Below are 12,330 nucleotides of genomic sequence, written 5' to 3'. Positions count from 1 at the left end.
CGCAGCGCCGAGCCTGTTCGACGCTACTTCACCACACGCGTCATCTTGCCCGGTGTCCAGCGCAGCACCCACTGGTACCGTCCTTCCGGCGGGCAGACATGGCCGGGGGGATGTGATCTGTACTCACAGACCGACGCCCCGGCCGTCACGGTGAAATCCACGATGATCCGCTTGCCATCAATGCGGATCGCCTGCACCGCGCCCGGAATCTGCATGACGCCATCATCGTCGCCGTAGCCCGATGCGCGGATGGCGGCGAAGTCCTCCTCCTCCACCGGAGACAGGCTCTTCGGGTTCGCCTTGCCACGTGGGTCATCGGCAGTCAGCGCGGTCATCACTGCGATCACATTGCTCTGCGCGAACGTTCCCCCGGTATAGGTGGATGTGTAGAAGTACACCACCTCGGCACGGCCATCGCCATCCAGATCAGCCACACCGGTCCACGCCGGTCGGAAATCCGATTCGATGTCATCGCCGGGAATGCGCCGCAGGGTCGCCTCGGCCGCCTTCATCGCCTGTACAAGGCTGGGCGGCGGCGGGGCCCTGCCCTTGGTTGCTGCGCCTGCAGGCGCAGACCAGGCCGCAACCGCCAGCAGCGTGGCGCAGAGCGGCAGGACGCGAACGGAATCGAATGTGTGCAACGTATCCTCCTTGACCGGTGCTGCCTGCCCGGCGGGCAGGCCGAGTGCTAGAGCCGCGTGAGCGAGCCCGGTGCCCAGCGATAGATCCATTCATGGCGGCCGTCAGGTGGGCAGGACGCTTTGCCACGTGCGCGTTCGCACAGGCGCGAGCCCTTTTCACTGCTGAAGGTCACGCTGATGCGATCGCCGTCCATGCGCACCGACTCGACTTCGCCGGGAACATGCACGCTGCTGTCGTCGGCATAGCCTGCGGCGCGGATCAGCGCATAGGTTTCATCGTCGTAGACACTCTTGCCGGGCGCGGCGGCCTGGCCGCGCGGATCGCCATCGGCCAGCGCCGTCATCACCACCAGTTCGTTGAGCCGGGCGCTGGTCGTGCTGGATTCGTTGGCGGTATAGAGATAGAGGACCTCCACCCGGCCATCGCCGTCAAGATCGGCATTGCCGGCCCACAGCGTGCGGTAGTCGTAGCGTGCGTCGGTGCCCGGATGCAGGCGCAGCGATGCCTCGGCGGCACGGCGCGCCTTGTCATAGCTCATCGGCTCGCCGGTGGCTTCGCCACCGGCGGTGGGCGCATCCTCGGCCAGCAGCGGTGCGGACACCACCAGCGCCAGCCCGGCCAACACCATGCGCAGGCGCAACCGCGGCCCCGGTTTCCGTTCGTCCATCCCTGCTCCCTTGTCTATGCCCCTATGGCACCGGATCATCGCACAGGCGGCACGTGCAGCGGGCTGTTGCGCGGATACAGCGCCAGCGCATGCATCACGATGGGCTTGGCCCAGTCCGGTGTCCGCCGCAGTTCGTCCATGCTCAGCGGGTACTGCAGGCCATCGCGGTCCAGCGCCAGCACCGGCAGCGGTGCCACGCGACCATAGCGGTCGGCCGGCGCGCTGTTGTCATACACATGCAGTTCGGCCAGATGCGGCATCAGCGCCAGCAGGTTCTGCCGCGCCGAATCGAAGCGGGCGCGGATCCTGTCGTGCGGAATGTCATGGCCACCGCGCGACACCCGCTCGGCCACACGCGCCATGTGCAGTTCGACGCTGGCCAGCCCACAGAACCAGACAGCGACCTCATGCTGCGCACAAGCATCGGCCAGCAGCCGCGGAATGGTGTTGCCGCCCAGGGTGGTCTCGAAGGCGAAATCGCTGCCATCGGCCATGGCCTGGCGCAGGCGCCGGGTGCCCTCCTGCCAGGCTTCGGCATTGGCTTCGGCCGAGGGCCAGCCCGACTCGACCAGGCGGCGGGTGAAGCTGTCGGGGTTGTACCAGCCCAGCCCTTCAGCCTGCAGCCAACTGCCCAGCAGCGAACTCTTGCCGGCACCATTGACGCCGGCCAGCACCAGGATACGACCCACCGGTCAGAGCGGTCGGCCGAGGGTGACCTTGTGGCCGCGCCGGATCGGCTTGCCAACCACCTTGCCCAGCCCACCCTGCTGCTGCAGGCCTGCCAGCGCCTGGTCGAACTCGGCCCGCAGGCGGCCCAGCACATCGCTGCGCTCCTCGGCCTCGCCACCGGCCGCCCTGGCCAGCAGTTCCTGGTACGTGCGGATATCCACGATCACCGCTTCGGGATGGTTGTGGTTGGTGATCACCAGCGCCTGCTTCTCGCGCACGGTGCGCATCAGGCTGGGCCAGCCGCGGGTCTTCACCGAGGAAGCCGGGGCCTTTTCAAGGCCGGGCAGGTCGAGCGGCAGGGTCATGGCACGGTTCCACGCAGGGGTGATGGGCCCATTATGCCCATTTTGGCCAAATTGGACATAAACAGGCAGCCGGGTCATTTCCGCCCTACCCTGTCTGCCGTCCTGGGCCGGCACGCAGCGCGCCGCCCACCCCTCTGCCGGAGCACGCCATGGCCTACGCACGCATCACCTCCACCGCCGACAACTACCTGCACCACATCAGCAACGGCACCCATGCCGTGGATGCCGACGAGCCGGCCACGCTGGGCGGCCAGGGCCGTGGCTTTGCCCCGTTCGACCTCTACCTGGCCTCGCTGGCTTCGTGCACGGCCATCACCCTGCGCATGTACGCCCAGCGCAAGGGCTGGGAACTGGGCCAGTTCCATGCCGAGCTGCGTTCGGAGCGCGATGCGGACGGTCGTTTCCATGTACACCGCGTGCTGCATGCCAGCGCCGAACTGAGCGATGCACAGTGGGCGCGGCTGCTGGAGGTGGTGGAAAAGACCCCGGTGACCCTGGTGATGCGGGAAGGTGCGCGCATCACCAGCGAACGTGGGCCGGCTGCCTGAGCCCGTGACCGCCGGGCAGCGCCCGGCACGCCCGATGCGGCAGGTCGATCAGCGCCGCGAATGCAGCACGGTCCGCTGGCGCATCGCATGGAATTCCTGTTCCACCTGCTGGATGTCTTCGGCCTGGAAACCGGCCGCATCCAGCAGCTGGTTGGCGGCCGCAGCAGCCAGGGGATCATCCTCGCGCTCGCGCCAGCAGCGTGACGGCAGGAAGTAGCCCACCTCGCTGCGCCCGCGCATGATCACCACCGGGCGCCCGGCATACAGCAGGAACTCGGCCAGGTGCTGGCGCAGCCCTTCCACCGATACATAGGCCGGCCCCATGCCGATCAGGTGCTGCGATGCATCGGGGCTCTCGAACAGTTTGCGGCGGCTCATCCCTTTTCTCCTGTCTGGCAGTGGCTGTCCTTTTCCCTAGACGGGCGCATCGCTGCGCCCCCGCCATGGCCTGCCGCAAACTGCGACGCATGCCCGCGATCAGAACCCGGTGTTGAATTCCAGCTGGAACACGTCGATCGACAGCGGCGGCCCCGAGACTTCCTTGGCGGCCAGCCACTTGCCGCTGATCCAGCTGCGCGCATCCAGCGCGTAGGCACCGCCCACGTAGTAGCCGCGGGCGTTGGTGCCGCCGAGGTGGAAGTTCGGATCGTTGTAGGCGTCGGGCAGCGCATCGGCCTCGATGTGCTTGTAGCCCAGCAACGCCTGCCACTGGCCCTTCTCCTTCAGCTCGGTGGCGCCAACGATCGCCTGCAGCATCCAGGCGGTATCGCCACTGCGGAAGGTGGCGATGCTGGCACTGCCGCCGGCACCGTAGTTGTTGACGATGCCGTTGTTGGCCCGGGCGAACATCGCGTCACGGTCGTAGGCCAGGTTGCGGATGTAGTCACCCTCCAGGCGCAGGCCGATGCCTTCGGCCAGCCGGGTATCCCAACGCAGGTTGAGCGTGGCAAGGCGGAACGCCGAGGCCAGGCCGACATACTGCGGGGTCGGCGTGTTGGCCGGATCCAGCGGATTGAGCGCGATGTCGCGGATCAGCATCAGGGTGTTGCCCTTCTGCATGAACGCCGGGCGCGACCAGTCGGTGTCGCAGCCCACGGCACCCGCATACAGCGCGCATGGCGAGGACAGGCGGCCGCTGATGTTCTTGAAGTCGTAGTAGCCCAGCGCCGCCCGCAGCGCGTTGTCCTCGTTGAACCGCCAGTTCACGCCCACCTGTGCACCGGACAGCCACTTGTTCTCGTTCGGGGTCTTCACCCGGCTCTGGCTGGGCGAACTGTCGGAGGTGTATTCCAGCGGCACCACCGCCAGATTGCCGAACAGGCGCACATCGCCGTCGGCAAAGCCGTAGTCGAGATTGGCGGCCAGGCCGTCGAAGTTCAGATCGTTCGAGAACAGGGTGTCGCTGGTCCAGAACGGATTGCCGAAGCGGCCGCCACGAACCGTGATCCAGTCCGCCGGCGCATAGGCCAGCCAGGCCTGGTCCAGCCAGACATCTTTCTTGGATAGTCCACCCCCCAGCTGTTCGGTGGTCGACACCGGGCCATTGCTGCTGCCACTGGCCAGGCGGACACCGGCGCTGGTGTGCTCGCCGATGTTCGCCTCAACGCCCAGCCGCGCGCGGATGCGCCACAGATTGCGGCGGTCCTGGCGGGTATTGAGCAGCGGAGGCAGCTGCAGGTTGGTGTTGTTGTTGGTGTCGAAGCCACTGCCGGCGTTGACCGAGGCCCAGTTGGTCTCGATGTCGCTGTTGCGCTCGGAGTAGAAGCGCGACTCGCTGCGCACGCGCATGTCACCGGTGACCTTGATGCGCTTGGTCCACTCGGCCACTTCGTTGGGCGCGGCCCAGCCTTCGGACTTCGCCTGCGCCATCACCTCCTGGCGCACTTCGTCACGGATGCCGTCGCGCACGCTCTGCGGTACATAGGGCACGCGCACGTCACCGGCCTCCAGCGCGATGCCACCACTGCTGGCGGCCGGGGCCGCCGTAGCTGCGCTGCGCGGTGCGTCTGCGGCTGCTGCTTCCGCCTCGGCCTGCACCAGCAGGGCCTGGCCGTCTTCGGGCTTCAGCGCACCACTGGCGATCAGGCCCTTGATCAGCTTGACCATGGTGGTTTCGGCGGCCATCGCACCGGCCGGGGCGGCCAGGCTGAGCAGCACGGCACAGCACAGCAGCGCCCGTCGGGCCGGCCGCGGGCGGCGGGAGTCGGTTCGTGCGCGGACGTGGTCGTTCATCACGGTTCTCATCGAAAGAAGGGAAATCACGGGGGTCGGGAGTCAGGCGCCGGGGCGGCGGCCCTGGATCAGCACGCGGGCGGGGAAGTCGAGTGACGGCGGCGGTGCCTGGTCGACCTTGCCGATGCGATGCAGCGCCTCGAGCACGGCCGCATCGGCCTCCTCGTTGCCACTGCCACGCACCAGTTCGACTTTTTCCAGGCGACCATCACTGGCCAGCCACACATTCACCTGCAGCTGGAACGCCAAGCGCTTGACCCGGTCGTCCCGCGAGATTGCCTGCTGCATCAGGTAGCCCAGGTAGCGCCCATAAGTGGCGTTGCCGGCGCCGCCGCGGCCAACACCGGACGAACCGCCACCGTTGCCGGCCTGGATGCCGAAGCTGTCACCACCGGCCTGCGCGTCGGCGTCCATCGTCACCGGATCGGCGTTGTCCGGGGTCGGCGTCGGCTCCTCGGCCGGCGTCGGCTGATCCAGCGGCTCCGGCTCGGGCATGGTCTCTTCCGGCGGCGTCTCCGGCTCCGGTGGCTTCTCCGGTGGGGGCGGCGGCGGTGGTGGAGGTGGCGGCAACGCCAGCATCGGCGGCTGCACCACCGGCCGACGGGTGCTGGCGGTGTCCTTGAACAGCAGCCACCACAGCGCCACGCCCAGCACCAGCAACGCAGCCAGCACCAGGGCGACGGTCACCAGCAGCTGGCGACCGCGCATGCCAGGCTCCGGCCGAGGGGGTTGATGGGCCGTCATGCCTCAGCCCTGCGCCTTGCCGGTGACCAGGCCGACCTGGGCCAGTTCCAGCCGCCGCAGCAGATCCAGCACCTCGACCACGCGGGCGTACTGCACCTGCGCATCACCGCGCACGATCACCGGGAAATCCGGCGTGGTCGCGCGTTCGGTGCGCAGGCGGTCTTCCAGCTCGGCCATCGACACCGGGTAAGCATCCAGGAACACCTGGCCGCTGGGGTCGATGGTGATCGCCTTGGTCTTGGGCTTCTCCAGCGCGATGCTGTTGCTCGCCTTCGGCAGGTTCACCTCGATGCCGGGAATGGAGGCGTTGCTGGTCAGGATGAAGATCACCAGCACCACCAGCAGCACGTCGACGAAGGGCGTCACGTTGATGCCCTTCTCGCGCTTCTTGATGCCGAACTTCGCCTTCTGGCCCATGGCGCGCCCCTCAGCCCTGCACCGCAGCCGGGCCGCGCCCGTCCTGCTCTTCGGCCAGACGCGCGGCGAACTCGTCGATGAACACCGCCATGTCCGCGCCGATTGCTTCGGCACGCGCGCCCAGGTAGTTGTAGCCGAACAGCGCCGGGATCGCGACGCCCAGGCCAGCGGCGGTACACAGCAGCGCCGCCGCCATGCCCGGCGCCACCGAGTTGATGTCCACCGCGCCGGCCATGGCCGCCACCACGAACACCAGCATGATGCCGATGACGGTACCGAACAGGCCCACGTAGGGCGCGCCTTCGATGGTGGTGGACAGCCAGTTCATGCGCTTGGCCATGCCTTCCTGCTCGCGCACCATCACCGCATCCATCGACGCGCGGATGGCGGCGATGGTGGCCGCGCTCAGGTAGCCGCTGTTGCCATCGCGCTGGTGGCGCTGCTGCATCTCATCAATGGCCACCTGGTAGATGCGCCACAGCGAGCCGTTGTGCATGGCGGTCGGTGCCTTGCCCTGGCGGTCCATGTCGGACAGGGTGCGCAGCGGCACGCCGGCCAGCTTGCCGAAGCTGGCGGTGAACACCGCATTGGCCCTGCTGGTGCGGCCGAAGTGGCGACTCTTGGCAATCATGATCGCCCACGACATCAGCATCATCAGGCCGAGGATGGCCACCACCACCCAGGCATCGAACGGCATCGCCTTGAGGATGAAGCCGAAGTGGCTCTGCCCGGCCGACTGTTCGTCAGCGCCGTAGCTGATCAGGCGCGAGTCGGCGCCCTGCGCGGTCGCATCTGCCAGCAGCAGGGCCGGCAGGCGCGCTACGCGGGAGATGCGCAGTTCGTCCAGGGCACCATCGAAGTTGGCCAGCGGCTGCGTGCCACTCGGTGCGTCGGCACCGACCACCGGTGCGGTCGACAGTGCCGGCAGCGCGCCGGCCAGCTCAGCGACGACGCGGCCGTTGAGGTACAGGTGCAGCGCGCCCTTGTCCGCAGTCACCGCAACATGTGCCCACTGCCCTTCCGGAATCGGCTGGGCCGGCGTGCTGCGCTGGCCGTTGAGCTGCACGAACGGAACACGGTTCTCGATCCCCACGACCAGCTCACCCTCACCATCGCGGCGGGCGTAGATGGCCTGCGCCGTGGCCTGCGCGCCAGGCTTGATCCACGCCGAGAAGGTGAACGTCGCGCCCGCTTCCTGTACCAGCGAGGCACTGGCCGGCAACGGCAGCGCGCCGGTGCCCAGCTGCACGCCACGGCCGATCACCGATGCCTCGGCCACCGGCACCACGGCACCGGCATTGTTGCCATAGGCGGTGGTATCGCGTGCCGGGGCATTGGCCTCGGCGAAGTGGTAGACCAGGGTGTAGTCCGGGTCGAACACCTGCTGGCCATTGCCGCTGGCCGGCGCCTTGTCGTTGCCGTAGTACATCCAGATCGTCTGCGGTGCCGCGGCGCTCACCGCGGGCACGTCCACCCAGACCAGGGCCAGCCCCAGCTTCGGGTCGAACTGCTCGATCTGATGGGACAGCACGGTGCGGCCATCGGACGAAACGAAACGCAGGTCGGCGCCGCCGTCCTGGGTGCCATCGAAGCCGAAATTGCCGGTGTGCAGGCGCAGCAGCAGCGGCGTGCGCCCCGGGTCACCGGCCAGGCCCGCGCCCTGGGGGCCGGCGTCGACAGTGATCGGCTTGCGGTACTTCCATTCGGCCTGCCACCAGTTGGAATCGGCCGCTGCGGCCGGTAACGCGATCAACGCGGCCAGCAGCAACACCACACGCGAAAGCAAACGGTCCATGCGAAGGGTCTCCGGAAATCGCATTCAAGAAGGGTCAGTAGCTGGTGCTGATGTTGAAATGCAGGCGCGGATCCTCCTTGGAGGTGACCGGGCCATCACTGAAGGGCCAGGCATAATCCAGGCGCAGCTGCAGGTGCTCACCCAGGCGCATCTGCGCGCCCAGGCCGGACGAGGCCAGGTTGTACTTGTCGCGCTGTTCGGGCAGCGGCTGGCGCAGGCGCAGGTAGGCAGCATCGGCGAAGGCGTACACGCGCAGGTCGCTGCCTTTCCACAGCGACCATGCCGGGGTGCGCCATTCCAGGCTGGCCAGGCCACCGTAGTCACCAATGGCTTCGGCCGACAGGTAGCCACGCACGGTGTACATGCCACCGGCGGCGAACTGTTCGGCCGACACCAGCGGCGCATCGGTCAGCTGCAGCGAGCCGCGCGCATACCATTGCCAGTCGCTGGCAGAACTGTGCGTGTTGGACACATCGGCCTTGAAGGCGACGAAGCTGGGATCGGCCCAGTAGCGCTTGTTGCCGAAATCGGTGGCACTGCTGCCATAGCCGAACAAGCGGCGCGTACCTGCCACCAGCTGTGCATTGATGCTGGTCTGGTTGCTCTGGCCCTGGCGCACGCCGACGAAGGCCAGGGTGATCGGTGCGTACTTCAGCGGCGTCTTCAGGCTGTCCCCGCCCATCTGCGTGTCTTCTTCGGTGTCCTTGAAGTCCACGCCCAGGCTGAGCTGGCGCCACCACAGGCTGCTGCCCGGCACCCGATAGTTCAGTTTCAGGCCGACCGAATGGCCGTTGCCGATGACATTGGTGCCGCTGCCCACACCACCCTGCCCGCCTGCGTTGAGCACGCGGCTGTCAGAGCGGTAGCCGGATGCTTCCAGGCTCCATGGCGTACCCTCGAAGGGCATCGTGTACGAGGCGGAAAGCACCTTGGCCTGGTCGGTATCCTCCGGTGCGATGAACAGCCCCAGGGTGACGCTGTGGCCGCGTCGCCACAGATCGTCGTAGGCCAGCGATGCGCTCAGGCGCAGCTTCTCGGTATCGGCGCTGTGGTCGTTGTTCAGAGCGGCACTGGCACGCCAGGGAGACTTCTCGTCCACCTGCAGGTCCACGTCCATGGTGCCCGGCGCGGCACCCTCGCGCACCAGCGGCATCACCTGCCGGCGCCCGCCCTCGTTCAATGCGGTCAGTTCCTTCTGCGCCTGGTTGAAGTCCGGCACCTTGCCTTCGGCCAGTGCAGGCACGCGGCGCAGCAGCCGCTCGGGCGATGCAGGCGCATCGCCGGTCACCCGCAGTTGACCGATGGGGGTCTGCTGCACTTTCAGCAGCACCACGCCGCCGCTGACCTGCTGCTCGGGAAGTTCCACGTAGACTGACTGGTAGCCGGCCTGCTGGTACAGCGCGTTGACCGCGTCGCGCGCCTGCTCGACATCGGCCAGTGTCTTTCCAGGGCCCAGGTACGGCTCCACCGCACGTTCGATCTGCCGTGCATCCAGCACGGTGTTGCCACGCACGATGTACTCGTTGATGTTCACCGTGCCGGTGGCCGGCGCCTGCTGCGCCAGCACCGGCAGGGGCAGCGCAGCCATCGCCAGCACCAGCGGGTGCATGCGGTGGAACATACGGATGGCACGGCACGGAACTGGAGTCATCGGAGGCATCGCGTCGTTTCGCAAGTGGAGCCCATGGGGCGGCGCGTGGATCTACCAACTGGACGTGCACGGCGCGTCAAAGCCGCCAACAGTTTTGTGACAGGGCTGTCATGGTTTGACACTGCTTCGATGCGGTGTGGCGGACACTGCCCGCCGCCATCGTCCCTGTTGCAGGGACCGGGTCTGGCAGGAGCACGACCAATGACATCCACGTTGATAGCCACCGCGATCACAGCCCTGGCGTTGTCCCTGGCGTGGGCAGACGATGCGTGTGCACAGGCGCGGCCGGCCGCGAACAACGATGATCCGCCGTGTATCGAAGTGCAGGTCAACGGCGAGCGCATCCCGGCCTGGGAATGCCTGCAGCGCAAGCTGGCGCCGGCAGCGTCGGCAGCGCAGCGGCCCGCCCTGCCCGCCGCCGAGCAGTTGATGCGCACCCCGGGCAATACGCTGCTGCAGTACAACCTGGAAGGCACGCGGCAGCGCATGGGGGATGCCTTCGGGCGATCGGTGGTGCCGCAGCGACCTGCGCGGTGAGCGTGGTTCAGGGCTGCCTGCCGCCTGCGGGCACGATGCCATCGACCGGCAGCGGCGGCAGTGCCGGCACAGGCAGCGAACGCAGCGAACCGGCCTGATCCACCTCCACTGCATCGGCATGCACCGCTGCCAGCACGGTCGACGGGCCCAGGCGCTGGCCCGGCGCATAGGCTTCAGCCGGCCCACCATCCAACGACAGCAGCGCGAGGGGTGCCTGTGTGCCCGCCAGCACGCCCAGCACGACCACCTCGGTGCGGATCGCGCCCGGCGACAACAGACGCACCAGGGGTTCGGCCGCCTTGGCATCGACGGCAGCAACCGGCGTAGCCGTGGCTGCGGGCGCACCGTTCGTCGGCGCAGGCGATGGCGGCAACAGCTGCAGCGACCAGTAGCCGACCACGGCCAGCAGCAGCCCGGCGGCCAACAGCGCTGCCATGCGATCCCGATTCCAGCGCCTGTCGTCCATGCTCCGCACCGTCGCTATCTGCATGAGCAGCCACGCTAGCAGCTGCTGCTGACGTTTTTGTTTCATCGAACCGGCCTACGCTGGGTGGATCGGCGACGATCGGAGGCGATGTCGATGCAGCGCATCCCGCGTGGTTTCACCCTGATGGAACTGATGGTGGTACTGGTCATCATCGGCATCTGCACGGCAGGCATCGGCCTGGGCATTGGCGCGCTGCTCGACCCGGGCCGCCAGCTGAAACAGGATGCCGAGCGGCTGGCACAACGCCTGCAGGTCGCCCGCGACGAAGCGCGCATCGATGGCCGCCCGATCCGCTGGTCGGCCGACGCACAGGGCTATCGGTTCAGCCGCCTTGAGGGCGATGGCTGGGTGGACCTGCAGCGCGATGATCAGTTGCGGCCGCAGCGCTGGCTCGCGGCCGGCACTCGGGCCGTGCCGGCAACCTCGTTGGAACTGAGCCCGGAATGGATCGGCGTGCCGTGGGAGATGTCGCTGTCGCTGGAGGGGCGTCAGGTCCGTCTTCGCGATGACGGCAGCGGACAACTACAGGTCATGCAGTGAAACGGCAGGCCGGGGGATTCACCCTGATCGAAGTGCTGGTCGCCCTGGCGATCGTGGCAATCGCCCTTGCGGCGATGATGCGCGCGGTCGCGGTGGCCACCGATGACCAGTCGCGACTGCGCGACCGCCGCCTGGCTCTGCTGTGCGCGCAGGACCGCTGGCACGAGCTGCGGCTGGCAGGCGCCCCACCCACCGATGCACGGCAGGTCTGCGTGCAGGGGCGCAGCCGTTTCGTGGTATTGCAGCGCATGGGCAGCGCCGGCGATGGCCTGCCGCAGATCGCCATCGACGTGGTGGCCGAGGATGCGCCACAGCAGGCACTGGCGCGCCTGCAACTGCCGTGGACGACGGAGCGATGAGGCGCGCTGCTTCAGGCTTCACCCTGATCGAGGTGATGGTCGCGGTCGCCATCATGGGTGTATTGGCGGTCATCTGCTGGCGTGCGCTGGACAGCGTGGCGGGCAGTTCGCAACGCCTTCGCCAGGCCGACGCGGAGACCACCGCCGCGCTGCAGCTGCTGCAGCAGTTCCAGCGCGACATCGAGATGCGCGCCGACGATGCCTTGATGAACGGCGCAGTGCGGCCGGCGGATCAACCGCAGCGCCTGCTTCCGCCTTCGCTGGCAAGCGAGCGCGGCACCGATGGCCGCTTCACCCTGGAGATCACCCGCAGCGTGGGCAGCGATGGCCAGCGCTGGCAGCGCGTGCGCTGGTGGCAACAGGGCAGCACGCTGTGGCGTGCCAGTGGCGCGCCGTCGGACCGCTATCCACTGCCTGCACCTGTGCCGTCAGCGGGCATTGCGGTGGCGCGCGACGTGCAGCGCTTCGATCTGCGTGCCTGGCAACCGGGTGCGGGCTGGATGCCCTTGCCGGGCCAGGCCGGGGTACTGCCGGCCACCGGGCTGGAACTGCGGTTGACCCTGCGCGATGGCCGCGGCCCGCTGAACTACCGACGGGTGCTGGAGCTGTAGCGCAGCCACGCGCCGCAGCAGTGGGCGGCCTGCGCCTGCCCGGCAGCACCGGGCCCTGTGCCCGGC

General features: G+C 68.0%; 16 protein-coding genes. 5 read left to right on the top strand and 11 right to left on the bottom strand.

Going from position 1 to position 12,330, the window contains the following annotated elements:
• Window positions 1-23: 23 nt before the first annotated feature.
• The 4 genes from ACM2ZB_RS03275 to ACM2ZB_RS03260 are packed head-to-tail and all read right to left on the bottom strand — an operon-like array spanning window position 24 to window position 2,343.
• Window positions 24-731: a hypothetical protein gene (locus ACM2ZB_RS03275; RefSeq protein WP_416057409.1), complete on the bottom strand. Its 708-nt coding sequence runs from the start codon at window positions 729-731 to the stop codon at window positions 24-26.
• On the bottom strand, window positions 689-1,309 hold the full coding sequence (locus tag ACM2ZB_RS03270) for a hypothetical protein (protein ID WP_416057408.1): 621 nt from the start codon (window positions 1,307-1,309) through the stop codon (window positions 689-691). Before ACM2ZB_RS03270 ends, ACM2ZB_RS03275 begins: the two co-directional genes overlap by 43 nt.
• Before the next feature lie 35 nt (window positions 1,310-1,344).
• Window positions 1,345-1,998 carry an AAA family ATPase gene (locus tag ACM2ZB_RS03265; protein WP_416057407.1) on the bottom strand — a complete coding sequence of 218 codons (654 nt, stop codon included), beginning with the start codon at window positions 1,996-1,998 and terminating at the stop codon, window positions 1,345-1,347.
• Between the two features lie 3 nt (window positions 1,999-2,001).
• The gene (locus ACM2ZB_RS03260) at window positions 2,002-2,343 is read right to left on the bottom strand and encodes a type II toxin-antitoxin system prevent-host-death family antitoxin (RefSeq protein ID WP_416057406.1); all 342 of its coding nucleotides are present in this window, start codon (window positions 2,341-2,343) and stop codon (window positions 2,002-2,004) included.
• Window positions 2,344-2,492: 149 nt separating this feature from the next.
• Between ACM2ZB_RS03260 and ACM2ZB_RS03255 the strand changes: the two genes are divergently transcribed.
• Window positions 2,493-2,891 (top strand): OsmC family protein, encoded by a 399-nt coding sequence (locus ACM2ZB_RS03255; RefSeq protein WP_416057405.1) that lies wholly within the window; start codon window positions 2,493-2,495, stop codon window positions 2,889-2,891.
• A 48-nt stretch (window positions 2,892-2,939) separates the two neighbouring features.
• Here ACM2ZB_RS03255 and ACM2ZB_RS03250 read toward each other — a convergent pair whose 3' ends face one another.
• The 6 genes from ACM2ZB_RS03250 to ACM2ZB_RS03225 form a co-directional block, all read right to left on the bottom strand.
• Window positions 2,940-3,269 carry a hypothetical protein gene (locus ACM2ZB_RS03250; RefSeq protein ID WP_313435891.1) on the bottom strand — a complete coding sequence of 110 codons (330 nt, stop codon included), beginning with the start codon at window positions 3,267-3,269 and terminating at the stop codon, window positions 2,940-2,942.
• Between the two features lie 99 nt (window positions 3,270-3,368).
• Window positions 3,369-5,123, bottom strand: a complete 1,755-nt coding sequence (locus ACM2ZB_RS03245; protein WP_416057404.1) for a putative porin — start codon at window positions 5,121-5,123, stop codon at window positions 3,369-3,371.
• A 42-nt stretch (window positions 5,124-5,165) separates the two neighbouring features.
• A complete protein-coding gene (locus ACM2ZB_RS03240) occupies window positions 5,166-5,831 on the bottom strand; it encodes a cell envelope integrity protein TolA (protein ID WP_313435887.1) in 666 nt (221 codons plus the stop codon).
• 39 nt (window positions 5,832-5,870) lie between these two features.
• Entirely contained in the window at window positions 5,871-6,284 is a 414-nt protein-coding gene (locus ACM2ZB_RS03235; RefSeq protein ID WP_313435885.1) for a biopolymer transporter ExbD, read from the bottom strand.
• 10 nt (window positions 6,285-6,294) lie between these two features.
• On the bottom strand, window positions 6,295-8,079 hold the full coding sequence (locus ACM2ZB_RS03230; protein WP_416057403.1) for a DUF2341 domain-containing protein: 1,785 nt from the start codon (window positions 8,077-8,079) through the stop codon (window positions 6,295-6,297).
• A 34-nt stretch (window positions 8,080-8,113) separates the two neighbouring features.
• On the bottom strand, window positions 8,114-9,730 hold the full coding sequence (locus tag ACM2ZB_RS03225; RefSeq protein ID WP_416057402.1) for a ShlB/FhaC/HecB family hemolysin secretion/activation protein: 1,617 nt from the start codon (window positions 9,728-9,730) through the stop codon (window positions 8,114-8,116).
• Window positions 9,731-9,931: 201 nt separating this feature from the next.
• On the opposite strand from ACM2ZB_RS03225, the gene ACM2ZB_RS03220 reads away from it, so the two are divergent.
• Window positions 9,932-10,267, top strand: coding sequence for a hypothetical protein (locus ACM2ZB_RS03220; protein WP_416057401.1), 336 nt, complete (start codon window positions 9,932-9,934; stop codon window positions 10,265-10,267).
• Between the two features lie 7 nt (window positions 10,268-10,274).
• Here ACM2ZB_RS03220 and ACM2ZB_RS03215 read toward each other — a convergent pair whose 3' ends face one another.
• On the bottom strand, window positions 10,275-10,703 hold the full coding sequence (locus tag ACM2ZB_RS03215) for a type II secretion system protein N (protein WP_416057400.1): 429 nt from the start codon (window positions 10,701-10,703) through the stop codon (window positions 10,275-10,277).
• A gap of 144 nt (window positions 10,704-10,847) precedes the next feature.
• Here ACM2ZB_RS03215 and gspH point away from each other — a divergent pair, with 144 nt between their 5' ends.
• From gspH to ACM2ZB_RS03200, 3 genes are read left to right on the top strand one after another with little or no spacing between them, the layout of a single operon-like run.
• On the top strand, window positions 10,848-11,294 hold the full coding sequence (gspH, locus tag ACM2ZB_RS03210) for a type II secretion system minor pseudopilin GspH (protein ID WP_416057399.1): 447 nt from the start codon (window positions 10,848-10,850) through the stop codon (window positions 11,292-11,294).
• On the top strand, window positions 11,291-11,653 hold the full coding sequence (gspI, locus tag ACM2ZB_RS03205) for a type II secretion system minor pseudopilin GspI (RefSeq protein ID WP_416057398.1): 363 nt from the start codon (window positions 11,291-11,293) through the stop codon (window positions 11,651-11,653). The genes gspH and gspI overlap by 4 nt, the downstream gene beginning before the upstream one ends.
• Window positions 11,650-12,264 carry a prepilin-type N-terminal cleavage/methylation domain-containing protein gene (locus ACM2ZB_RS03200; RefSeq protein ID WP_416057397.1) on the top strand — a complete coding sequence of 205 codons (615 nt, stop codon included), beginning with the start codon at window positions 11,650-11,652 and terminating at the stop codon, window positions 12,262-12,264. The genes gspI and ACM2ZB_RS03200 overlap by 4 nt, the downstream gene beginning before the upstream one ends.
• The last annotated feature ends 66 nt before the right edge of the window (window positions 12,265-12,330 follow it).

It is taken from the genome of Stenotrophomonas maltophilia, from assembly GCF_047782825.1.
Classification (GTDB): Bacteria; Pseudomonadota; Gammaproteobacteria; order Xanthomonadales; family Xanthomonadaceae; genus Stenotrophomonas.
The sequence above is the reverse complement of the archived record's forward strand: the minus strand, read 5'-3'. Positions and strand labels throughout refer to the sequence as shown.